The following is a 21,950-nucleotide window of genomic DNA, read 5'->3' on the forward strand; positions in this document are numbered from 1 at the left end:
GTTCCTCTCATCGGTAGTAGCGCAGGACCTGCTGCGCGAAGCAGGCTGGCTTGTCGTTTCCTTCGACGTCCCACGTCAGGTCGGCGTGCACCTGGTAGCCGCCCGAGATCTCCTTGACCTGGGTCACTGTGCCGTGGACGCGGATGCGGCCCTCGGCCGGCACAGGTGCGGGGAACCGCAGCTTGTCGAGCCCGTAGTTGATGCCGGAGCTGATGTCTTTGACCTCGAAGACCTCTGCCATCAGCGGGACGACGCGGCTGAGGGTGAGGTAGCCGTGCGCCACGATGGTGCCGAACGGACTGCGGGCGGCAGCATCGGCGTCCACGTGAATGGGGTTGTGGTCGCCGGAGATGTCTGCGTACCGGCTGATGTCCTCCTGGGTGAGGGTCTCCCAGCTGGACGGGCCGAAGCTCTGGCCTTCGATGCTGGGCAGATCCTCGATGCTCACGGAAATGGGGTTCTGGGGAGCGGATGACATGTGTACCTCCATAGATCGACGAAAAACTTGACCTGTGTCACATTGAGTATCAGGTAGCCTTAATCACGAGGTCAAATCCTTGTCTCGCTGGATGAGATCTGATCACGAGGAGGTGACGGCTATGCTGAGCGGACTCCTGAACACCGAGACTGTCACGAGGACGTATGGACCAGATCACTGCAGAGGATCCCGGCGCGGGTTGGTATCTGTACATGCTGAAGCTCATCGAGACCGGGTTCCGCCCCTCGCTGGAGCAGGCCCTCTCTGCGCACGGCCTCAGCGCCGCTCAGTACACTGCGCTGTCCGTGCTGCGCACACGTCCCGGGATCACCTCGTCGGAACTGGCTCGTCGCTCATTCGTGAGGGCGCAGTCGATGGCCGAGACCGTCTCCGTGATGCAGGAGCGCCGCTGGATCACCCGCGAGCAGGACCCCACCCACGCGCGACGGCTGCTGCTCCACACTGCGCCCGAGGGCCTCCGTGTCCTCGCCGCCGTCGAGGAGCCCGTCTCACGCACCGAGGCTCAGCTCCTCGAAGGTCTCAGCCGAGAGGCCGCCGATCAGCTGGCTCTGACCCTTCGCACCATGCGCCGGAACCTGCGGCAGCTCAACAACCAAGCACCCTGAGCCCCCTAAAGGAGCACCATGAACACCTCCCTGCCAGAGAACATCGTGGCCATCGACGTCCACACCCACGTCCTCGCCTCGGCCGATGTGCCCGACGACTCCGCCGAGCACGCAGAGCACAACGAGGCCATGCAGAAGTACTTCGGACGAGACTTCAAGAATCCGACCGTCCATGACCTCGCCGCCACCTACCGCGAGCAGAACATGATGTGCGTGGTCTTCTCCGTGGACACCAGCTGGGCCACGGGCGAACCCAATCCGGTCAGCAACGACGAGATCATCGACCTGGCCGCCCAATACCCGGAGACCATCATTCCGTTCTCCAGCGTGGACCCCCACGGCGGAATGCGCTCTGCACGCGAAGTGCGCCGACTGGCCGAGGCCGGAACACGCGGCTTCAAGTTCCACCCGAGCTATCAGGCCTTCTACCCCAATGACCGCAGCTTCTACCCGATCCTCGAGGCGATCGAGGAGACCGGCACCGTCGCCCTGTTCCACAGCGGACACACCGGCGCCGGAGCAGGCCGCCCGGGCGGCGGCGGCATCCGGCTGAAGTTCTCCAACCCCATGCACGTCGACGACATCGCCGTCGACTTCCCGGAGCTGAAGATCATCCTCGCCCACCCGTCGTTCCCCTGGCAGGACGAAGCTCTGTCCGTGGCCCTGCACAAGCCGCACGTGCACATCGACCTGTCGGGCTGGTCGCCCAAGTACTTCCCGCCGAACCTCGTTCAGCACGCCAGGACGCTGCTCAAGCACAAGATGCTCTTCGGCACCGATTTTCCGCTGCTGACTGCTGAGCGCTGGATGAGGGACTTCGACCAGCTCGGGTACGACGACGACGTGAAGCGCCTCATCTACCTCGAGAACGCAGCCCGTCTCTTCGGCTTCTCTGACGGCAGCTGACAGGGTCGCCCGCGCCGGCAGACGATCGGGTGCATCGGCTTGACTTGATCAACAGGTAGCCTGATACTGAATGTGGCATGAGTCACAAGTAGTAGTGACCTCTCCCCTGTCCCGAGGAATTCGGAACGGGCATCTCCAGCGACTCAACGAGGGATCCCCATGAAACACAGACTCAAGACAACCGGCGCTCTCTGCTCCCTGGTGGCCTTGACGCTCACCGCTTGCGGAGGCAACGGCGACGGCGGCGACAATGGCGGCGCAGCCAACGGCGACGACGCCGCCGACGGCGAGCTCACGGAGATTTCCCTGGGGGTTCTCTCCATCGCACCCTCCGCCGCGGTCCAGTACGGCCTCGACAACGACATCTTCGAGGAGCACGGGTTCGACGTGACACTCACGCCGGGCCAGGGCGCGGCCGCGATGCTCCCAGCCGTGCAGACCGGGGACATGGACTATGCCATCGGCAACGCGCTCTCAGTGCTCGTCGCCGTCGACCAGGGCCTGGACATGCGAATCCTCACCGGATACTCGCACTCCTATGCTGAGGGCGACGACATCAACGGCGTCGTGGTGCGATCCGATGACGACGTCGAGTCGTGGGCCGACCTCGAGGACCTCTCCGTGGCGGTCAACGTGCTCAACGGTCAGGGAGACCTCACCATCATGGAATCCGTCGCTGAGGACGGCGGAGACCCGGATGCGCTGGGACTCACCGAGGTGGACTTCCCGGACATGGCCGCGCAGCTCGAGCGCGGCAACATCGACGCCGCCTGGCTGCCGGAGCCCTTCCTCTCGCAGGCTCTGGCTGAGGACGAGTTCGAGCTCCTGGGCTATCCCAACCAGGAGGTCATTCCCGGCCTGCCCACCATGATCAGCTTCACCTCCGGGGAGCGGGCAGACGCAGAGCCCGAAGAGGTTGAGCAGTTCCAGGAGGCGCTCACCGACGTGCTCGAGCAGGCTGAGGGAGACCCTGACGGCGTCGCGGCGTCCCTCGCGGAGTTCCTCGACCTGCCCGAGGACGCTGCCGCCAACGTCAATATGGAAGAGTTCGACGGGGACCCGCGGCAGGACCAGCTCAGCGACATGGTCGACCTCATGGTGGAGTACGACTTCATCGATGAGGAGATCGATCTCGACTCGGTCATCGTCGAATAGCACAGCGCAGCCCAGCTGCAGAGCAGGCCCCGTGCCGCCCACACGTCAGAGGACAGTGGACAGCACGGGGCCTGCTTCGCCGTGAGCATCCTCTGAGGCGACGACTACGCAGAAGTCGGTGCGGACGCTGCGGACGCTGCGAGCAGCTGCGACGCGAGCTGAACGATCGACTCTGCGGCCTGCGCCTTTGTTCCTGTGACTGTTCCGGCCTCACCGAGAGGTCCGAGGGTCCGCTCCGCGGCCGCGGAGGCGAATACCTGGATGCTCGTTTCGTCCTGGCCGAACACGAGACCCTCGCCTACTTGGTTGAGCACGAGGAGATCGCATCCCTTGCGCTGAAGCTTCTCGCGAGCAAGATCTGCGGGGTCTGCATCGGCTGAGCCTGTCTCAGCGGCAAAGCCTACGATGACCTGAGGAGCGCCTGAGCTCTCCCGGCGGCGCACGGCTTCGGCGAGAATGTCGGGGTTGCGCTGAAGCTCGATCACCGGCGACGTTCCGTCGTCAGTCTTCTTGATCTTCGCCTCGGCGTATGCCGCGGGCCTGAAGTCCGCGACCGCTGCGGCCATGAGAAGCACGTCGGAGGCCGGCGCAGAGGCGAGGACCGCGCCCAGCATCTGGTCCGCCGTCTCCGCTCGCTCCACCACAATGCCTTCGTCTGCATGCGGCACCGTCGTCTCCGCCGTGCCCAGAATGAGCCGGACGTCGGCGCCGGCAGCAGCAGCTGCCCGTGCCAGTTCGATGCCCTGCTTGCCGGAGGACCTGTTGCCCAGGAAGCGCACTGGGTCCAGCGGCTCCCGTGTGCCGCCTGCGGTGACGACGACGGCGCGTCCGCGCAGAGGTGTGGAGCGGAGATCTTGGGCCTCTTCATCACGCACGGCCGCAGACGGAGCGGCCCGGATCCCTGCAAGGTGCTTCTGAGCGCGTTCGAAGATCTCGTCGGGCTCGGGCAGCCGGCCCTTGCCGGTGTCTTTTCCGGTCAGGCGCCCCTCCGCCGGTTCCATCACGTCGAAGCCGCGCTCGCGCAGGACACTGACGTTCTCGGTCGTAGCAGGGTTGCGCCACATCTCCGTGTGCATCGCCGGGACGAGCAGCTTGGGCGCCTCGGAGGCCAGGATGCTCGATGTGAGCAGATCGTCTGCTCGGCCTCCCCTGATCTTGGCCAGCACGTCCGCAGTGGCCGGGGCTACCACAATGAGGTCGGCTTCCTGGCCCAGCCGCACATGCCGGACCTCATCCACGCCCTCGAACACACCTGTGGTGACGGGGCGGCCGGAGAGCGCCTCCCAGGTGGCCTTGCCGACGAATTCCAGCGAGGAGGGAGTGGGAACCACGTCGACCTCACAGCCGGACTCCCTCAGCAGTCGCAGAAGGATCGCGCTCTTGTAGGCTGCGATGCCCGCTGTGACGCCGAGAAGTACGCGCATAGGCGCTGGGTCAGCCCTCTTCGCCGCCGGCCTCGACGAACTCAGCCTGCGGGGCGCTGAACGCAGCGGCCTCGTCGTCGGCAGTGCGGGGCCGCATCACCAGGAGGTCCTCGTGGACCTCGCGCAGGGCGATGGAGAGCGGCTTCTCGTTGAGCTTGGTCTCGACGAGAGGGCCGATGTGCTCGAACAGGCCCTCGTGCAGCTGGGCGTAGTAGTTGTTGATCTGACGCGCACGCTTGGAGCCGAAGAGGACGAGGGCGTACTTGGAGTCAGCCTTCGCGACGAGCTCGTCGATAGGTGGGTCGATGATGCCTTCAAGCTGGTTCACGGAGAGATGCTTCCTTTAGACGTCGATTTCTGGGTCCAGGCCCATGCGTGAGATGAGTTCACGGGCGGCACGGTCGATGTCATCGTTGACGATGGTCACATCGAACTCGGATTCTGCCGCAAGCTCTATCCTAGCGGTTTCGAGGCGCCGCTGTCGCTCCTCCTCATCCTCGGTGCCTCTGCCGGCGAGCCGAGAGACCAAGTCGTCGAAGCTGGGAGGCGCCAGGAAGACGAAGTGCGCACCCGGCAGCCGGCTGCGCACTTGGCGGGCCCCCTGCAGGTCGATCTCGAGGAGCACGCGCTTGCCTGCGGCAACAGCCTGCTCGACGGTGGACTGCAGCGTTCCGTAGCGGTGACGGCCATGGACGGTGGCCCACTCCAGAAACGAATCGGCCGCGATGAGCTCGTCGAACTCCGCGGGGCTGATGAAGCGGTAGTCCTCACCGTCGACTTCGCCGGCGCGCGGCGGCCGTGTCGTCGCCGAGACTGAAAAGTGCACCTGCGGGTAGTGCGTACGAATGTGCTTGCTCAGCGTCGACTTGCCCACCGATGTGGGTCCGGCGAGAACCGTGGCCTGGGGAGCTTCTGACATTGGGCCGATTGTGCCATACCTGCCGCCGCCCCACTGTCCCGACACCTCTGGCCGGCTACGCGAAGGAGGCAAGCCGGTCGGTCAGCGCACGGCGCTGCTTGACTCCCAGTCCGCCCAGCCTCCGATTCACCGAGACGCCGAGCTCATCGCAGATCCTGACCGCAGTGACGCGGCCGATCCCCGGGAGGGCTTCGAGAAGCTCTGTGCACCTGAGTCGAGCGATCGCCTCCTCCGCATCGGCCCGCTCGAGGACCTGCGTGAAGCTGAGGGCGCCTGCGCCGAACTCACGTTTGACCTGCGCCCGTGCGCTTCGGGCCTCCAAGGCCTTTTCCCGTGCGCGGTCGCGCTCTTCCTGGCTGAGCTGTCGAAGTGCCACGGCGCTCTCCTCGAAAGGTGGGGTCTTCCCGTACGGACATGTTCTGTTCGCTGAATGTAGCCGCAATCGATGTAAGGGGCAACATGTCCGGACGGTGACCATGCCGATCGGCTCCAGTCACGCCGAAGGGCGCTCCCATCCGTCAGCCGGCGAGATCCTTCCGGGCGCGTTCCAGCGCGTCGACCAGGGCCGCCCGGTCTGGACCCCGGCCCAGAATCTCCCGGGAGGAGTTCACCAGAACCTGGGGCCAGGCGGGGCCGAAATCCTCGCGCATGCGCCCGGCTGAAGCCCCCTGAGCTCCGTACCCAGGAGCGAGCACGGGCGGCCGGCCGATGGTGAGGTCGATGTCGTACTCCTGGGCGTACCGGGCGGTGGTGGCGCCCACGACCAGGCCCACGTCTCCGAGGCTGCCGTCGTCATTGCCGGACGCGGCGTTGGCCTGCGCAGCGGCAGCCACCACCGAACCGGCCGCAGTTCTGCCGTCCGCACCTCGAGCAAGCTGCAGCGCCGCGCCTTCGGGATTGCTGGTCAGCGCGAGCGCAAAGATTCCCGTGCCGTAGGTCCGTGCGGCATCGACGGCTGGCTGCAGCGCGCCGAAACCAAGATATGGGCTGACCGTCAGGGCATCCGCTCCCAGAGGAGCCGCAGGGTTCAGCCACGCCTGCGCGTAGGCAGCCATGGTCGATCCGATATCCCCGCGCTTGGCATCGGCGATGACGAGGAGTCCCGCATCCTGCGCGGCCTGCTGAACCTCCGCGAGCACGGACAGCCCCTCAGGCCCGTACGCCTCGAAGAACGCCACCTGGGGCTTCACGACACCCACGCGGCCTGCGGCTGCCTCCACCGTTCGCAGACCGAACTCGCGCAGCCCGTCCGGCGAGGCCCCCAGACCCCACGCCTGCAGCAGTGAGGCGTGAGGGTCGATGCCCAGGCACAGGCGCCCGTGCTCCCCCATCGCCGCCTCCAAGCGCCTCCCGAAGCCGACCGTCATACGCGTTCCGCCACGGCGGCTATATCTTCACGCGTGCTGAACCCCGCTTCGTGCAGCCTCTCGGCGTGCTCCTGGAGGGAGGTGACGGACCATTCGAATCTGCCCAGCGCTTCGATGGCCTGCACGGCTGCGCCCAGCTCGGCGACGGTGGTGATGACGGGCACGCCCAACGAGGTTGCTGCCGCGCGGATCTCGTAGCCGTCGGAGCGCGCCTCCCCGCCTGACGGCGTGTTGATGATCAGGTCGATGCGCCCAGCCTCCACCACGTCGAGGATGGTCTCGGTGCCGCTGTCATCGCCTATTTTGGCGACCTCCTCGCACTGGACCCCGTTGCGCCGCAGGACGTCGGCGGTGCCGCCGGTCGACACCAGCGAGAAGCCCAGGTCCGCGAGCCGCTTGATCGGCATGATGACCCCGCGCTTGTCCCGGTTGGCCACAGAGACGAACACCTTCCCGCTCACCGGCAGCGGATTGCTGGCCGCCTGCTGAGACTTTGCGAAGGAGGTGTCGAAGTGCTTGTCGATGCCCATCACCTCACCGGTTGAGCGCATCTCCGGGCCCAGCAGAGAGTCGACGACGCGACCCTCCGGAGTGCGGAACCTCGCGAATGGAAGCACAGCCTCCTTGACCGCCACCGGCGCTCCGGGAGGAAGCAGCGAGCCGTCTCCCTGAGCAGGGAGCAGACCCGCGCGGGGATGTCCCGAGCCGGTGCGCAGCTCGGCGATGCTCACCCCAGTGCCGATCAGTGCGGCGGCCTTCGCGAGCTGCACACCGGTGGCCTTCGACACGAAGGGCACCGTGCGCGAGGCCCGCGGATTGGCCTCGATGACGTACAGCACGTCAGCAGCGACGGCGAACTGGATGTTGATCAGTCCCCGGACGCCCACGCCTTCTGCGATCGCGGCGGTGGCTTCCCGGACTCGGGCCAGCACGTCCGGGCCCAAGGTGATGGGCGGCAGCGCGCAGGCGGAGTCGCCGGAGTGGATGCCGGCCTCCTCGATGTGCTCCATGATGCCGCCGAGGTAGAGCTGGGACCCGTCATACAGTGCGTCCACATCAACCTCGATGGCATCCTCGAGAAAGCGGTCGACAAGCACGGGGTGCTCGGGAGTGACCTCAGTGGCGTTGGCGATGTAGCGCGCCAGCCCCGGCTCGTCGTAGACGATCTCCATCCCGCGGCCGCCGAGGACGTACGACGGGCGGACGAGCACCGGGTAGCCGATCTCGTCAGCCACTCGCTTTGCGTCCTCGAAGCTCACCGCCGTGCCGTTCTTCGGCGCGGTCAGTCCAGCCCGCTGCAGGACCTGGTCGAACTCGCCGCGCTCCTCCGCCAGGTCGATGGCCGCGGGGCTGGTGCCCAGAATCGGCACCCCCGCGTCGGCGAGCTGCTGAGCGAGCTTGAGCGGAGTCTGCCCGCCCAGCTGAACGAAGACTCCGACGACTCCCCCGGTCTGCTCCTCGGCGTGGATGATCTCCAAGACATCCTCGAGGGTGAGCGGCTCGAAGTAGAGCCGGTCCGAGACGTCGTAGTCGGTCGACACCGTCTCAGGGTTGCAGTTGACCATCACCGTCTCCCAGCCGGCGTCGCGCAGGGCCATCGTGGCGTGGACGCAGGAGTAGTCGAACTCGATCCCCTGGCCGATGCGGTTGGGGCCTGAGCCGAGGATGATCACCGAGGGCCGCTCATGCTCGGCGATCTCGTTCTCGAAGTCGTAGCTGGAGTAGTGGTAAGGGGTGAAGGCGGGGAACTCGGCTGCGCAGGTGTCCACCGTCTTGTACACCGGTCGCACCCCGAGAGCGTGGCGCACTCCGCGCACCACGGCCGGGTCCATGTGGCGGAGCCGGCCGATCTGCTCATCCGAGAATCCGTGGCGCTTGGCCAGTCGCAGCACATCCTCATCGAGCTCCGGGGACGTTCTCAGCGTGTGGGCGGTCTCGTTGATGAGACTGATCTGATCCAAGTACCACCGGTCGATCTTGGTGATGCCATAGACCGTCTCCATGTCAGCGCCGGCATTGAGCGCCTGCTGCACCTGGTAGAGCCGCTCCGTAGTGGCCGTGGCCATAGCGTCGAGGAGCAGCGACACGTCCTCGGGTGCGTCGAAGGCGAACTCGCTGTCCCGCTGCTCGAGCGAGCGCAGCGCCTTCTGCAGGGCTTCGGTGAAGCTGCGCCCTATCGCCATCGCCTCTCCGACGGACTTCATGGTGGTCGTCAGCGTGGGGTCGGCTGCCGGGAACTTCTCGAACGCGAAGCGCGGAATCTTCACGACCACATAGTCCAGCGTGGGCTCGAAGCTCGCGGGCGTCTTCTGCGTGATGTCGTTCGGGATCTCATCGAGGGTGTAGCCGAGCGCCAGCTTGGTCGCGATCTTCGCGATGGCGAAGCCCGTTGCCTTCGACGCCAGCGCCGAGGAGCGCGAGACCCTCGGGTTCATCTCAATGACCACGACGCGACCGGTGTCAGGGTCCACCGCGAACTGGATGTTGCACCCGCCGGTGTCGACGCCGACTTCGCGGATCACGTTGATGGAGATGTCTCTGAGCTTCTGGTACTCCCGGTCGGTGAGCGTCATGGCCGGGGCCACGGTGATGGAGTCGCCTGTGTGGACGCCCACGGGGTCGAGGTTCTCGATCGAGCAGACGACGACCACGTTGTCGTTGGCGTCGCGCATCATCTCCAGCTCGTACTCCTTCCACCCGAGGATCGACTCCTCCAGGAGCACCTCCGTGGTGGGTGAGTACTGCAGGCCGGCGCCGGCGATGCGGTGCAGGTCCTCCTCGTTGTAGGCCATGCCCGAACCGAGCCCGCCCATGGTGAAGGAGGGGCGGACAACGACCGGATAGCCGAGATCCTGCACGGCCTCGAGGGCTTCGTCCATCGAGTGCACGATGGTGGAGCGCGCCGACTCGCCGCCGGAGCGCTCCACGACGCCCTTGAACTTCTGACGGTCCTCGCCCAGCTCGATGGCTTCGATGTTCGCACCGATGAGCTCCACCGAGTACTGCTCGAGGGTGCCGTCCTTGTCCAAGGCGATCGCCGTGTTCAGGGCCGTCTGGCCGCCGAGGGTCGGCAGCAGGGCATCTGGGCGCTCCTTGGCGATGATCTTCGCCACCACGGCCGGGCTGATGGGCTCCACATAGGTGGCGTCGGCGAACTCAGGGTCCGTCATGATGGTGGCCGGGTTGGAGTTCACGAGGATGACACGGATGCCCTCCTCCTTCAGGACGCGCAGGGCCTGGGTCCCCGAATAGTCGAACTCGGCAGCCTGGCCGATCACGATCGGGCCGGAGCCGATCACCATCACGGATTTGAGGTCCTGGCGCTTAGGCATGGGCGGCGTCTCCTGTGGTCGGTGCGGCTTTGTTCTCAGCGTCGAGCTCAGCGCTGGGGCGTCGGTCTGCGGGCGGGAGCGTGTCGGCACCGGTGGCCGACTCTCCGGACTGCGCAGCGCGTATGAGCTCGACGAAGCGGTCGAAGAGGTAGGCGGAATCGTGCGGGCCTGCCGCAGCCTCCGGGTGGTACTGCACGCTGAATGCCGGGATGTCCAGGCAGCGGAGCCCCTCAACAACGCCGTCGTTCAGAGAGCTGTGGCTGACCTGGACTCTCCCGAACTCATGCTGAGGCGCGGTGATCGTCTCACCCACGGGGGCGTCCACGGCGAAGCCGTGGTTCTGGCTGGTGATCTCCACCTTGCCTGTGGCGTGGTCCATCACAGGCTGGTTGATGCCTCGGTGGCCGAACGGCAGCTTGTAGGTGCCGAAGCCCAGGGCCCTCCCCAGGATCTGGTTCCCGAAGCAGATCCCGAAGAACGGGGTGCCCGTGCCGAGGACTTCGCGGAGCATGCCGACCTGGCCGGCCGCGGTCGCCGGGTCCCCCGGTCCGTTCGAGAGGAACACGCCGTCGGGGCGGATCGACTGGATCTCCTCGAAGGTGGACGTGGCGGGCAGCACATGCACGCGCAGCCCCCGCTCAGCCATCCGCACCGGAGTCATCGACTTGATGCCCAAGTCGATGGCGGCGACCGTTCCCACAGGTTCCTCGTTCCACCCATGGTCGGCCGGCTCCACCACGTACACGTGCTCGGCGGTGACCTCTTCGGCCAGGCGCGCTCCGAGCATGCCCGGCTGGCTGCGGACCTGCTCCAGCAGCTCCGGCAGCGGCGCTCGGGCCGCCTCGCCGGAGAAGACGCCGGCCTTCATCGACCCCTGGTCACGGAGCCGTCGGGTGATCGCCCGGGTGTCGACGTCGCTGATGCCCACGACCTCCTGGGCGGCCAGCTCATCGTGGAGGCTGCGCTCGGACCGCCAGTTGGAGGGACGGCGGGATGCGTCCCGGACCACGTAGCCCGCGACCCAGACCCGGCGAGACTCTGGATCCTCATCGTTGATGCCGGTGTTTCCGATGTGCGGAGCCGTCATCACCACGATCTGACGCGCGTAGCTGGGGTCCGTGAGGGTTTCCTGATAGCCGGTCATTCCGGTGGAGAACACAGCTTCGCCGAGGGTGGTGCCCTCGGCGCCGAAGGCCCGGCCTGAATACGAGGAGCCGTCCTCCAGGAGGAGGAGTGCTGGGGATGAGGTGCTCATGAGGTGGGGTTCTCTCCTGTTCTGGGATGCAGGACATCAAGCAGTCGTTGGGCCTCGGCGGCATGGCGGGGGCGGAATGCGGTCTCAACCTCGTAGCCGCCCAGGGACCATCCGATGATGATCGCTCCGTCGCGCTCGACGAATTTGCCGACCACTCCGCGATCCGTGCGGACGTGGTGCAGGTCGTCGGCCGGTATGAGGAAGTTGGCGCTCCCGGCCCGGAATACGGCCACCCCGGCCTCGTGGACCTCCAAGCGTCCGCCGGTGCGCAGTCCGAGCTGGTGGACGGCGATGCGGTCGAGGTAGTCGGAGGCGCTGACGGTGCCGATCACCATGCCTTCGGCAGCCGCTGCCGGCTCGGCCTCGAGGACCTCCGCAGGAACGTCGCCCGGAGCCGGAAGATCTCCCTGGCGGCGCTTGCGCCCGCGCCACCCCCACCACAGCAGCAGGCAGATGATGAGGATGACAGCCCCAGAGACCCACAGGTAGTTGAGGTACGTGCCCGTCATGTCCAGCTGGCGCACAGCCGCGTCAGCCGTCCGCTGCGCCGCGGCCGTCATGCGGTCCTCCCGGTGCGGGAGGTGGCGAGCTGCCCGTCAAGCACCGTGGGGTGGCCTCCCAAGAAGGTGGCGATCACCTGGCCCGGCAGCTCGACTCCGCGGAAGGGACTGTTGCGGCCCTTCGTGGCGTGCTCCTCGGGGACGACGACGCGGCGGGCCTGCGCATCGACCAGGATGAGGTGTGCGGGCTCACCTGCTGCCAAAGGGCGGCCCTGATGCCGGTGCCCGTAGATCTCGGCAGGTCGCTCGGAGGTGACTTCGGCAAAGCGTCGCCAGCCGATCAGGCCGGTCTCGATCATGGCGCGCTGGACGCCGGACAGTGCCGTCTCCAGGCCGGTCATGCCCATCGCTGCCTGCTGCCATTCGCATTCTTTGGCCTGAGTCGGATGCGGAGCATGGTCTGTGCCCACGACGTCGATGGCGCCGTCGGCCAGACCTTCGCGCAGCGCCTCAGCATCAGCCTCAGTGCGCAGCGGGGGGTTGACCTTGTAGACGGGGTCATAGCTGCGGACGAGCTCGTCGGTCAGCAGCAGGTGATGGGGCGTCACCTCGGCGGTGACGCTGATGCCGCGCTGCTTCGCCCAGCGCACGATGTCCACCGACCCCTTCGTCGAGACATGGCAGATGTGGAGCCGGGATCCCACATAGTCGGCGAGCAGCACGTCGCGGGCGATGATCGCCTCTTCGGCCACCGAGGGCCAGCCCGGCAGCCCAAGCACTGCCGAGACCTCGCCCTCATTCATCTGGGCGGCGTTCGCCGTTCCCCACGAGGTCAGGCTCGGATCCTGCGCATGCTGGGCGATGAAGCCGCCGAAGGACTTGACGTACTCGAGGGCTCGACGCATCAGCTGCGGGTCGGCGACGCAGTGTCCGTCGTCGGAGAACATGCGCACCTGCGCCTCAGATGAGGCCATGGCCCCCATCTCGGCGAGCCGCTCACCCTCCAAGCCGACGGTGACGGCCCCGACCGGATGCACCTCAGACCAGCCTGACTCCTCGCCCAGCCTCCGGACCTGTTCCACGACCCCAGCCGAGTCCGCCACGGGGAAGGAGTTGGCCATCGCGTGGACAGCCGTGAAGCCTCCCTTGGCCGCGGCGCGGGTCCCTGTCTCCACCGTCTCCGCATCTTCGCGGCCGGGCTCGCGGAGATGGGTGTGCATATCCACCATTCCGGGCAGAGCGATCATGCCTGAGGCATCGATCTCAACGAGGTTCTCCATCTGGGACGCGCGGGATCCGGCGCGCTCACCGATCTCAGCGATCACTCCATCGGCGATCAGTATGTCGGCAGGCTCCTCCCCGTAGGGTCGAGCTCCAGAGATCAGGTATGAGTCAGACATCGGGGCCTCCTGTGAGCAGCAGGTGGAGCACGGCCATCCGAACGGACACTCCGTGGGCCACCTGATCAGTGATGCGGGATTGGGCCGAGTCAGCCGCTGCGGCCGAAATCTCAACCCCTCGGTTCATGGGGCCGGGGTGAAGAATGATGGCGCGACGATCAGCGTCTCCCATCCGGAGCCCCTCGACGACCTTCAGCCGCTCGTCGGTGAGCCCCCATCTGCTGCTGTACTCGGCGGCGTGAGGGAAGTAGGCGCCTCCCATGCGCTCCGCCTGGACGCGCAGCATCATCACGGCATCCGGTCCCTCGGCCAGCGCGTCGTCGAGGCTGTACCGGACGGTCACCGGCCACCGTCCCACAGACTGGGGCAGCAGGGTGGCCGGGGCGGCCAGAATGACCTCCGCGCCCAGAGTCTGCAGCAGCCAGATGTTGGACCGGGCGACGCGGGAATGCACGACATCGCCGACGATCAGGACCTTCATGCCGGCCAGGTCTGCCCCGCGCGGCGTCTCGGCCCCCCGGGCAGCGCTCCAGTCCCGACGCAGCGTGAGGGCGTCGAGGAGGGCCTGGGTGGGGTGCTCATGCGTTCCGTCTCCGGCGTTCACCACGGCGGCATCCGTCCAGTCGCTTGCGGCGAGCTGCGCGGCTGCGCCCGAGGCGCTGTGCCGAATGACGACTGCGTCCGCGCCCATCGCCTCCAGCGTCTGGACGGTGTCCTTGAGGGATTCGCCCTTGGACACTGAGGAGCCTTTGGCGGAGAAGTTGACGACGTCGGCCGAGAGCCTCTTGGCCGCCGCCTCGAAGGAGACGCGTGTTCGCGTGGAGTCCTCATAGAACAGGTTCACCACGGTCCGTCCGCGCAGAGTAGGCAGCTTCTTGACCTCCCGCGCGGAGACAGCAGCCATCTCCTCTGCGGTGTCCAGGATCGCAAGAGCGTCCTCGCGGCTGAGGTCTGCGGTGGAGAGGAGGTGCTTCATCGTTCGATCACCACGGCTTCGTCGGCGCGACTGACCCCGTCCACGCCGTGGAGCCGCACCTGCACGCGCTCATCGCGGGCGGTGGGAAGATTCTTGCCCACGTGATCGGCGCGGATCGGCAGCTGCCGGTGGCCTCGGTCCACGAGGACGGCCAGCCGCACCGACCGAGGACGGCCCAGATCCGAGAGCGCGTCCAGAGCGGCTCGCACCGTCCGGCCGGAGTAGAGGACGTCGTCGACCAGGATCACCGTCGCGGCGTCGATGCCGGTCTGAGGAAGCTGGGTGGGTTCGGGGGTCCGTGCGGCGCGGCTGCGCAGGTCATCGCGGTACATCGTCACGTCCAGAGCCCCGGATCGAGCGTCCGCGTCGAAGTCTGGGTCGACGCTCTGAAGACGTTCGGCAAGCCGTGAGGCCAGGGGAACGCCTCGGCGGGGTATTCCCAGCACGATAAGGCTGTCAGTGCCGCGCTGGGCTTCCACGATTTCGTGGGATATGCGGGTCAGGGCACGATCGATGTCAGATGCGCCCATGACCTGGGTCGTCTCAGGTGACTCGCTCACCGTATTGACTCCTTCCTCGCCTCACAGGACGATCATTAAAGGAGTTGGCTAGTGGGCTCAGCCTATCGCAGGCTCAGCCCTCACCGTCCCCGAGACTCGGCTTCAGCTGCTGCAGGCGCCCCAGAAGCCCGTTGACGAACTGGGGGGATTCGTTGGTGGACATCTGACGCACCAGAGCCACTGCTTCGGCCACCGCCACCCCATCAGGAATATCTGGGTTGTGGAGCAGCTCCCAGGCCCCGATGCGCAGTGCCATCACATCGACCCGCGGCATACGCTCCAGCGTCCAGCCGCGGGCGTAGGTGGAGAGCAGCTCGTCAATCTCGGCCTGATGCTCTGTGACACCGTTGAGGATCTCAGTCACATACTCATTGGATGTGAGCTCCGAGTGCTGGGTCCGGGCGGCCAGCACGTGATCGGGCGCCATGCTCCGCTGCTCGGCCTCGAAGAGAATCTCGAGCGCCCGAAGACGAGCTCTGCTGCGTTTAGCCAAGGAGGATCAGACCCGCCCCAGGTATTCGCCGCCGCGCGTGTCGACCTTCACTGTGGTGCCCTGATCGACGAAGAGCGGCACCTGGATCTCCGCGCCCGTCTCCAGAGTGGCCGGCTTGGTGCCCGCCTTGGAGCGGTCGCCCTGAATGCCCGGCTCGGTGTATGTGATCTTCAGCTCGACCGAAGGAGGCAGGTCCAGGTAGAGCGGAGTGCCTTCGTGCATCGCAATCGTTGCCGTAGCAGATTCGAGGAGATAGTTCGCCGAGCTGCCGACGACCGAGGCGGGCACGATGATCTGGTCGTAGTCCCGCATGTCCATGAAGACGAAGTCATCACCATCCTGGTACAGGTACTGATAGTCAGACCGGTCCACCGTGGCGAACTCCACCTTTGCCCCGGCATTGAAGGTCTTGTCGACCACTTTGCCCGACCTGATGTTCCTCAGCTTGGTGCGGATGAACGCGCCGCCCTTGCCGGGCTTGACGTGCTGGAACTCCAGCGTGTTCCACAGCTGACCCTCGAGCTTCAGCACGGAGCCGTTCTTGATGTCGTTGGAGCTTGCCACAGGTTCCTCTCAGCCTTGCGCAGAGTGTTCGACTCGATTCACGAATACCAGCAGGCCATCCTACAGGGAGACGGTCTGCGTCGGCTCCTCGCCGATCTCCTGGTAGGCGGCGAACAGCAGCGAAGCATCTGGGATCTCCACTGTGGCAGCCGAGCCCACACCGTTGAGGAGCACAAACCGAAGGGTGTCGCCACGGTTCTTCTTGTCCCGGCGTATCCCCTCGAGCAGCTGGTTCCAGCGATCGTCGCGGTAGGTGATCGGCAGGCCCAGGGAGGACAGGACGGACCGGTGACGGTCGACCTCCTCGTCCGTGAGCCGGCCCAAGCTTCTCGCCACTTCAGCGGCGAAGACCATTCCGACCGAGATCGCGGCGCCGTGGCGCCACTGGTACCTCTCAGCAAGCTCGATGGCGTGACCGAGGGTGTGGCCGTAGTTGACCCGCTCCCGGACCCCTGCCTCGTGCGCGTCGACCGAGACGACGTCGACCTTGACTTGGATCGCGCGTGTGATCAGCTCACGCAGCTGGGGCGAATGCGGGTTCTGCGCAGCCTCCGGAGAGGCCTCGATGATCTCGAGGATGCGCTCGTCGGCGATGAAGCCGCACTTCACCACTTCGGCCAGTCCCGCCACCAGCTCGTTGCGGGGAAGAGTGATGAGTGTGTCCAGGTCGGCCAGAACTCCGGCGGGCTGGTGGAAGGAGCCCACCAGGTTCTTGCCCTCGGCCGTGTTGATGCCGGTCTTTCCTCCGATGGCGGCATCGACCATGCCGAGCAGCGTGGTGGGCATGTGGATCACCTTGACGCCGCGGAGCCATGTGGCGGCGACGAACCCTGCTGTGTCGGAGACCGCGCCGCCGCCGACGGAGACGACGGCGTCCGAGCGGGTGAAGTCGTTCTGCCCCAGAACCTGCCAGCAGAAGGCGGCCACCTGGATGTGCTTGCCCTCCTCAGCGTCCGGGATCTCAGCGACAAGCGCCGTGTAGCCGGCCTTCTCCAAGTCCTCGCGCACGACGTCGCCGGTGGCCCGAAGCGCACGCGGGTGGATGACGAGCACCCGCTCCGGGCCCGGGCCGATCATGTCCGGCAGCCGCGAGAGCAGGCCGTTGCCGATCACCACGTCGTAGCCGAGCTCCTGCCCGCCGGTGCCGGCACCCTCCCCCACGCGTATCGCTGCGGGCTCAGGGGCGCCGCCGTCGCCGGGCGACCCGGCGCCCTCCCCCAGTGCAGGGTCTTCGGCCGTGTGGTCAGTTGTGCTGCTCATGCTTAGGATCTCAGCTCCTCGCGAGACGGAAGTTCTTTCTCGATGGTATCGACCCGAGCCTCGACGCTGTGGTGCGACGCATCGATGACGAGGTCTGCGCACTGGCGGTAGAGGTGCTCCCTCTCCTCGTAGATGCCCTTCCAGACCGCAGCCGGGTTCCCCTTCAGAAGGGGACGCGTGACCGCATCGCCGATGCGTGCCAGAGCCTGCTCCTCCGTCACATCGAGCATGACGACGAAGTGGCGGCGCAGCCGTTCCCTCGTCGCCTCAGAGAGAACCGACCCACCGCCGAGGCTGATCACCGACGGGCGCGGTGAGGCCAGAAGCTCGGCCACGATCGTCTCCTCGGCTCGGCGGAACGCCTCCTCTCCGTGCGCAGTGAAGAAAGCGGCCACTGAACCGTGCCGTGCCACGAAGAACTGGTCGGAGTCCACGTGTGGACGGCTGAGTCGCCGAGCGAGAGCGGCCCCCACGCTGGACTTTCCCGATGCCATGGGGCCGATGAGCACCACGTTCGGCTGCGCCGGCGGGACCGGTACAGGAATCTGGTCAGGCATAGCGATCAGCGACTGAGCGTCTCGTCGAATCCGGCGGGCGCCTGCAGCGGGTCTCCGTCGCCGCCGGCTGAGGCTCCGGTCCCGAGCTGCGGCAGGGTGGCTCGATATGTCGCCATATTGCGCTGCACCTCATCCACACTGTCGCCGCCGAACTTCTCCAGCACAGCATCCGCGATCACCAGCGCCGTCATGGCCTCGGCGACCACTCCGGCTGCAGGCACAGCGCACACGTCGCTGCGCTGGTGGTGAGCCGTAGTCGGTTCGCCGGTGGCCATGTCCACGGTGCGCAGCGCCCTGGGCACGGTGGCGATGGGCTTCATGCCGGCACGTACGCGCAGCACGTCGCCGATGCTCATGCCGCCCTCAATGCCGCCGGCACGGTTGGTGCTTCGTATGATCTGACCGGTCTCGTCCAGCTCGATCTCGTCATGGGCCTCTGAGCCGCGACGCGCGGCGGTGCGGAAGCCGTCTCCGACCTCCACTCCCTTGATCGCCTGAATGCCCATCAGAGCGCCTGCCAGGCGAGAGTCCAGCCGGCGGTCCCAGTGGACGAATGAGCCCAGGCCGGGCGGAAGGCCCTCCACAATGACCTCTACCACGCCTCCGAGGGTCTCCCCCGCCTTATGTGCAGCGTCGACCTCGGCGACCATCGCTTCCGAAGTGGCTGCATCGAAGCATCGGAGCGGGTCAGCATCCAGGTGGTCCACGTCAGCGGCGCCGGGCAGGGCTGCCTCCTCCGGGGCGGAGACGGCGCCGACGGCAACAGTGTGGGACACCGTGGTGATGCCGAGCTCGCGCAGGAGCTGCTGCGCAGCGGTGCCCAGCGCCACGCGGGTGGCGGTCTCCCGTGCCGAGGCGCGCTCCAGCGCAGGCCGCGCTTCCGCGAAGCCGTACTTCTGCATGCCTGTGTAGTCGGCGTGACCGGGACGGGGGCGCGTCAGGGGCGCGTTGCGGGCCAGGCCCTCCAGGGCGGCGGGGTCAACAGGGTCCGCAGACATCACAACCTGCCACTTGGGCCACTCGGTGTTCTCCACCTCGATGGCCAGCGGCCCGCCCATCGTCCGTCCGTGCCTGACGCCGCCCAGCAGATTGACCTGATCCTGCTCAAACTTCATCCGGGCGCCCCGGCCGTAGCCGAGGCGTCGGCGAGCGAGCCTCTCCTGCACGTCCGACGTGGTCAGGGACACTCCGGCTGGCAGGCCTTCGAGTATGCCCACGAGCGACTTGCCATGTGATTCTCCGGAGGTGAGCCAGCGCAACATGCAGAACATCCTATATCTCGTAAGGGGTCAGGTACTCAGCGGGTCAGCCGAGACCGACGGCGCCGCGCATGCTCCGGACCATCTCAGCCCGGTCGGCGGCAGACAGGCTCCCGGCCGGATTCCTGCTCTCAGCGGTGAAGAGCTCCACCTGACGAACCGCCTGGTGCAGAAGCATGACAAGCCCGCTGACGACGGGCCAGCCGCTGCGGGTCCACGCGGCGGCGATCACAGAGGGCCAGGGCTCATAGGCAGCGTCAAGAAGAACGGGACCCTCCGCACCTGGCAGCACCGTCTGGGCCGCAGCATCGGCCGCCCCGGGCGGCAAGGTGGAGACGAGCGCGGCGAGCCGCTGCGCCTGGACGTCCGCTGCCAGTGCCTCGAGCGGCGAGGCACGAAGCGTCAGGCCCAGACGCTCTGCGACCGGTCCAAGGGCAGCGGCACGCTCCGGGGAGCGGGCGTAGACACGCACCTCGTCGAATCCGAGCTCCGCCGCCGCAGCCGCGGCAGCCGATGCCGTCCCTCCGGCCCCGAGGATGCCGAAGGCCCCGGCCTGCCGCTCGAGCACTCCAGCCTCGGTGAGCGCGCCGACGATTCCGTCGACATCGGTGTTCTCGCCGTAGAGACGGCCGCCCTCGCCCGAACTCAGGACGACAGTGTTGAGCACGCCGAGAGAGCTGACCCGCTCCGAACGTGTATCCACATGCCTCGCCATCGCGGCCTTGAGCGGCATGGTGACGGACCATCCGACCCAGTCCGACGCGGACCCCTCACCGTGGAGAAACGTCTCCAGCGAATCCTGGTCGACATCCCGCCGCGTGTACTCGATGTCGAGGCCGAGAAACGCATAGGCGGCGGAGTGCAGCTGGGGCGACCGCGAGTGGCTGATGGGCGAGCCCAGAACACATGCGCGTCGGGGCCCGCCGGAGGCCCCGACGCTCACAGGTCGAGCTCCTCTTCGGCTGCATCCACTTCGCCAGGACTGCAGACATCCGGGTTGTCGGCGCAGTATGCGAGGAACTGCTGCTCGTACTGCTCATGCTGTGCCAGATCCTCGGCGAACTCGGTCTCGCCCGTCTCGATGTTGACGGTCACCCAGTAGTGGTAGTCCGTGTCGGGCGGGTTGATCGCTGCCTCAAGGGTCGCCCGGGTGGGAGCACCGATGGGGCCCGGGGGCAGACCAGGATTGGTCCTGGTGTTGTAGGGGTCCTCCGGGCTGTGCTCAGCGGCGATGTGCAGGTCGTGCTCGCCCATGGCGTAGTTGCTGGTGGCGTCGATGTAGAGGTAGCCGTCGGTCTCTGGATTGTCCGGCACCAGACGGTTCTGGATGGCACTGGACATCAGGTCATAGTCCTCAGGGTTGGCATGGTTCGCCTCTGCGGTGATGAGGGAGGCGATGGTCACTGTCTCCCACTGCTCCTCCTCGTCCTCAATGCCCAGGTCGTCCAAGCGGGAGAACGTCTCGTCGACCATGTCCTGCAGAACCTCTTCGGCCGAAGGCTCCTCCTCGACCTCCCAGGTGTACTCGCCGGGAGCCAGATAGCCCTCGAGCGTCTCCGCCTCGTCAGGGAGCCCATACGCCTGGGGGTCGGCTGCTGCGTCGTCGATCTCCTGGCGGTTGAAGGGGGTTCGCGCAGCGATCTCGTCGAGGGCGTCATCGATCCAGATGCCTGGGGCGATGCCCACGACGAGCTGAGCCGGGCCCTCCGCGAACAGAGCCTCGATGGCCTCGTCCGCAGGCATCTGCTCCTGCATCTGGTACTCGCCGGGCTGAAGGGTTCCCATCTCCCCGTCGGCATCAGCGGCCTGGAAGGCGCCGGAGAGGGCATCCCAGGACGCCACGATGTCTTGCTCGATCAGGCGGTTTCCGACGGTCTCGAATCCATCGCCCTCCCGGACCTCGAAGTCAATCGTCTCGCCGGAGGCCTGCTCATAGTCCGTCACGGCCTCCTCTCCTCCGAGGAAGCTCTGGACCACGGCGACGACGCCGATGACCATGGCGGCGAATACGCCCAGCACGAGGGCCAGGGTGATGTTGCGACGACGGCGCTTTGCCTTCTTCGCCTTCAGTGCGGTGAGGCTCATGCGCCCTTCCATAGGCTGGACTGTCTGGTAGCCGCGGCCGAAGTCCGAGGCCGCGACGAGCACCGGAGCGCCGGTTTCGTCGTACTCAGGCAGTCCCGCTTCAAAGTCGTCCCAGTCAAGCTCTTCGAAGCCGTTGAGCTCGTGGAAGCTCTCATCGTCCTGATGAGCATCCTCATAGAAGTCCTCGCCCTGCTCAGCGTCTGACGGGGAGCCAGCGACCACCTCGTCAAAGGGCGTGGGAGGCACAGCGGCCGGCACAGCCTGAGTGGGGTGCGGGTCGTCAGAATCGGCCCTGGGGGAGCCGCTCGGCTCCTGGGATTCGCGTGCAGGCTCCGGCTGCGGGGATCTGCGGGACGGGGCGGCCTCGCCCGAAGCCGCCGATGGGGCTGCCGGCGGCTGCGGGAAGGGCTTCTGGCGCTGCCCGTTCGGCTCCGCAGGCTGTTCCGACGGCATCTGTTCGCGCCGAATGCCGGCGGGGGGCCTCTGCTCCCCGGCGGAGGGGACAGGCTGCGGAGCGGAGCCCCTCCATTCCACTCCGCGTCGAGCCCGGAGCCCGCGTAGAAGGCTGCACCGCGAGGCGCGGCGGCTCGTTCCGCGGCCTCCTGCTCCGCCTTCTTCCGCTCGGCAAGCTGCTGGTTCAGGGCTGCCTGACGCTCGCGCTCCTGCTGCTCGCGCCGCGCCCGTCGCGAAGCTGCTCCGGCAGCGTCGGCGCTTGAGGCTGAGGCGGCTGTGCGTTCGCGAAGCGATCCTGAGCGCTGACCGTCGAGGGGCTCACCGCGGCGGCGCCTGCGCTCCAGCTCCTCCTGGTCGAAGAGCGGAGGGGTCTGGCGCTCG

Annotated in this window: 22 protein-coding genes; 3 read left to right on the forward strand and 19 right to left on the reverse strand. The window is 66.9% G+C overall.

Going from position 1 to position 21,950, the window contains the following annotated elements; all coding sequences use genetic code 11:
- Positions 1-7: 7 nt before the first annotated feature.
- Complete coding sequence (locus tag FS388_RS00340) at positions 8-478, reverse strand: MaoC family dehydratase (protein WP_246836236.1); 471 nt, start codon at positions 476-478, stop codon at positions 8-10.
- A gap of 164 nt (positions 479-642) precedes the next feature.
- On the opposite strand from FS388_RS00340, the gene FS388_RS00345 reads away from it, so the two are divergent.
- From FS388_RS00345 to FS388_RS00355, 3 genes are all read left to right on the forward strand, one after another.
- Positions 643-1,104: a MarR family winged helix-turn-helix transcriptional regulator gene (locus tag FS388_RS00345; protein WP_146338540.1), complete on the forward strand. Its 462-nt coding sequence runs from the start codon at positions 643-645 to the stop codon at positions 1,102-1,104.
- A gap of 18 nt (positions 1,105-1,122) precedes the next feature.
- On the forward strand, positions 1,123-2,010 hold the full coding sequence (locus FS388_RS00350; protein WP_146338543.1) for an amidohydrolase family protein: 888 nt from the start codon (positions 1,123-1,125) through the stop codon (positions 2,008-2,010).
- A gap of 159 nt (positions 2,011-2,169) precedes the next feature.
- On the forward strand, positions 2,170-3,165 hold the full coding sequence (locus tag FS388_RS00355; RefSeq protein ID WP_146338546.1) for an ABC transporter substrate-binding protein: 996 nt from the start codon (positions 2,170-2,172) through the stop codon (positions 3,163-3,165).
- Between the two features lie 104 nt (positions 3,166-3,269).
- On the opposite strand, the gene coaBC is transcribed toward FS388_RS00355, so the two are convergent.
- From coaBC to mltG, 18 genes are all read right to left on the reverse strand, one after another.
- Entirely contained in the window at positions 3,270-4,589 is a 1,320-nt protein-coding gene (gene coaBC, locus FS388_RS00360; protein WP_146338550.1) for a bifunctional phosphopantothenoylcysteine decarboxylase/phosphopantothenate--cysteine ligase CoaBC, read from the reverse strand.
- 10 nt (positions 4,590-4,599) lie between these two features.
- Positions 4,600-4,917, reverse strand: coding sequence for a DNA-directed RNA polymerase subunit omega (rpoZ, locus tag FS388_RS00365; RefSeq protein ID WP_146338553.1), 318 nt, complete (start codon positions 4,915-4,917; stop codon positions 4,600-4,602).
- 15 nt (positions 4,918-4,932) lie between these two features.
- On the reverse strand, positions 4,933-5,508 hold the full coding sequence (gene gmk, locus FS388_RS00370; protein ID WP_146338556.1) for a guanylate kinase: 576 nt from the start codon (positions 5,506-5,508) through the stop codon (positions 4,933-4,935).
- A 55-nt stretch (positions 5,509-5,563) separates the two neighbouring features.
- Entirely contained in the window at positions 5,564-5,884 is a 321-nt protein-coding gene (gene mihF, locus FS388_RS00375) for an integration host factor, actinobacterial type (protein ID WP_146338559.1), read from the reverse strand.
- A gap of 142 nt (positions 5,885-6,026) precedes the next feature.
- On the reverse strand, positions 6,027-6,875 hold the full coding sequence (pyrF, locus tag FS388_RS00380) for an orotidine-5'-phosphate decarboxylase (protein ID WP_146338562.1): 849 nt from the start codon (positions 6,873-6,875) through the stop codon (positions 6,027-6,029).
- The gene (carB, locus tag FS388_RS00385) at positions 6,872-10,207 is read right to left on the reverse strand and encodes a carbamoyl-phosphate synthase large subunit (protein WP_146338565.1); all 3,336 of its coding nucleotides are present in this window, start codon (positions 10,205-10,207) and stop codon (positions 6,872-6,874) included. The genes pyrF and carB overlap by 4 nt, the downstream gene beginning before the upstream one ends.
- Complete coding sequence (gene carA, locus FS388_RS00390; RefSeq protein ID WP_146338568.1) at positions 10,200-11,462, reverse strand: glutamine-hydrolyzing carbamoyl-phosphate synthase small subunit; 1,263 nt, start codon at positions 11,460-11,462, stop codon at positions 10,200-10,202. The genes carB and carA overlap by 8 nt, the downstream gene beginning before the upstream one ends.
- On the reverse strand, positions 11,459-12,022 hold the full coding sequence (locus tag FS388_RS00395; protein ID WP_146338571.1) for a hypothetical protein: 564 nt from the start codon (positions 12,020-12,022) through the stop codon (positions 11,459-11,461). The genes carA and FS388_RS00395 overlap by 4 nt, the downstream gene beginning before the upstream one ends.
- Positions 12,019-13,362 carry a dihydroorotase gene (locus FS388_RS00400; RefSeq protein WP_146338574.1) on the reverse strand — a complete coding sequence of 448 codons (1,344 nt, stop codon included), beginning with the start codon at positions 13,360-13,362 and terminating at the stop codon, positions 12,019-12,021. Before FS388_RS00400 ends, FS388_RS00395 begins: the two co-directional genes overlap by 4 nt.
- On the reverse strand, positions 13,355-14,338 hold the full coding sequence (locus FS388_RS00405; RefSeq protein ID WP_146338577.1) for an aspartate carbamoyltransferase catalytic subunit: 984 nt from the start codon (positions 14,336-14,338) through the stop codon (positions 13,355-13,357). The genes FS388_RS00400 and FS388_RS00405 overlap by 8 nt, the downstream gene beginning before the upstream one ends.
- Positions 14,335-14,898, reverse strand: a complete 564-nt coding sequence (gene pyrR / locus FS388_RS00410; protein WP_146338580.1) for a bifunctional pyr operon transcriptional regulator/uracil phosphoribosyltransferase PyrR — start codon at positions 14,896-14,898, stop codon at positions 14,335-14,337. The genes FS388_RS00405 and pyrR overlap by 4 nt, the downstream gene beginning before the upstream one ends.
- A gap of 73 nt (positions 14,899-14,971) precedes the next feature.
- Positions 14,972-15,391, reverse strand: coding sequence for a transcription antitermination factor NusB (nusB, locus tag FS388_RS00415; protein WP_146338583.1), 420 nt, complete (start codon positions 15,389-15,391; stop codon positions 14,972-14,974).
- A gap of 6 nt (positions 15,392-15,397) precedes the next feature.
- Positions 15,398-15,955, reverse strand: a complete 558-nt coding sequence (efp, locus tag FS388_RS00420; protein WP_146338586.1) for an elongation factor P — start codon at positions 15,953-15,955, stop codon at positions 15,398-15,400.
- Positions 15,956-16,015: 60 nt separating this feature from the next.
- Positions 16,016-17,215: a 3-dehydroquinate synthase gene (gene aroB / locus FS388_RS00425; RefSeq protein ID WP_146338589.1), complete on the reverse strand. Its 1,200-nt coding sequence runs from the start codon at positions 17,213-17,215 to the stop codon at positions 16,016-16,018.
- A gap of 2 nt (positions 17,216-17,217) precedes the next feature.
- The gene (locus FS388_RS00430) at positions 17,218-17,772 is read right to left on the reverse strand and encodes a shikimate kinase (protein WP_146338591.1); all 555 of its coding nucleotides are present in this window, start codon (positions 17,770-17,772) and stop codon (positions 17,218-17,220) included.
- A 5-nt stretch (positions 17,773-17,777) separates the two neighbouring features.
- Positions 17,778-19,034 carry a chorismate synthase gene (gene aroC, locus FS388_RS00435; protein ID WP_146338593.1) on the reverse strand — a complete coding sequence of 419 codons (1,257 nt, stop codon included), beginning with the start codon at positions 19,032-19,034 and terminating at the stop codon, positions 17,778-17,780.
- Positions 19,035-19,077: 43 nt separating this feature from the next.
- On the reverse strand, positions 19,078-19,974 hold the full coding sequence (locus tag FS388_RS00440; protein WP_168198539.1) for a shikimate dehydrogenase: 897 nt from the start codon (positions 19,972-19,974) through the stop codon (positions 19,078-19,080).
- Positions 19,971-21,569, reverse strand: a complete 1,599-nt coding sequence (gene mltG / locus FS388_RS00445; RefSeq protein ID WP_146338597.1) for an endolytic transglycosylase MltG — start codon at positions 21,567-21,569, stop codon at positions 19,971-19,973. The genes FS388_RS00440 and mltG overlap by 4 nt, the downstream gene beginning before the upstream one ends.
- Between the last annotated feature and the right edge of the window lie 381 nt (positions 21,570-21,950).

This window comes from Nesterenkonia sp. NBAIMH1 (genome assembly GCF_007922635.1).
In the GTDB taxonomy this organism is placed as follows: domain Bacteria; phylum Actinomycetota; class Actinomycetes; order Actinomycetales; family Micrococcaceae; genus Nesterenkonia; species Nesterenkonia pannonica.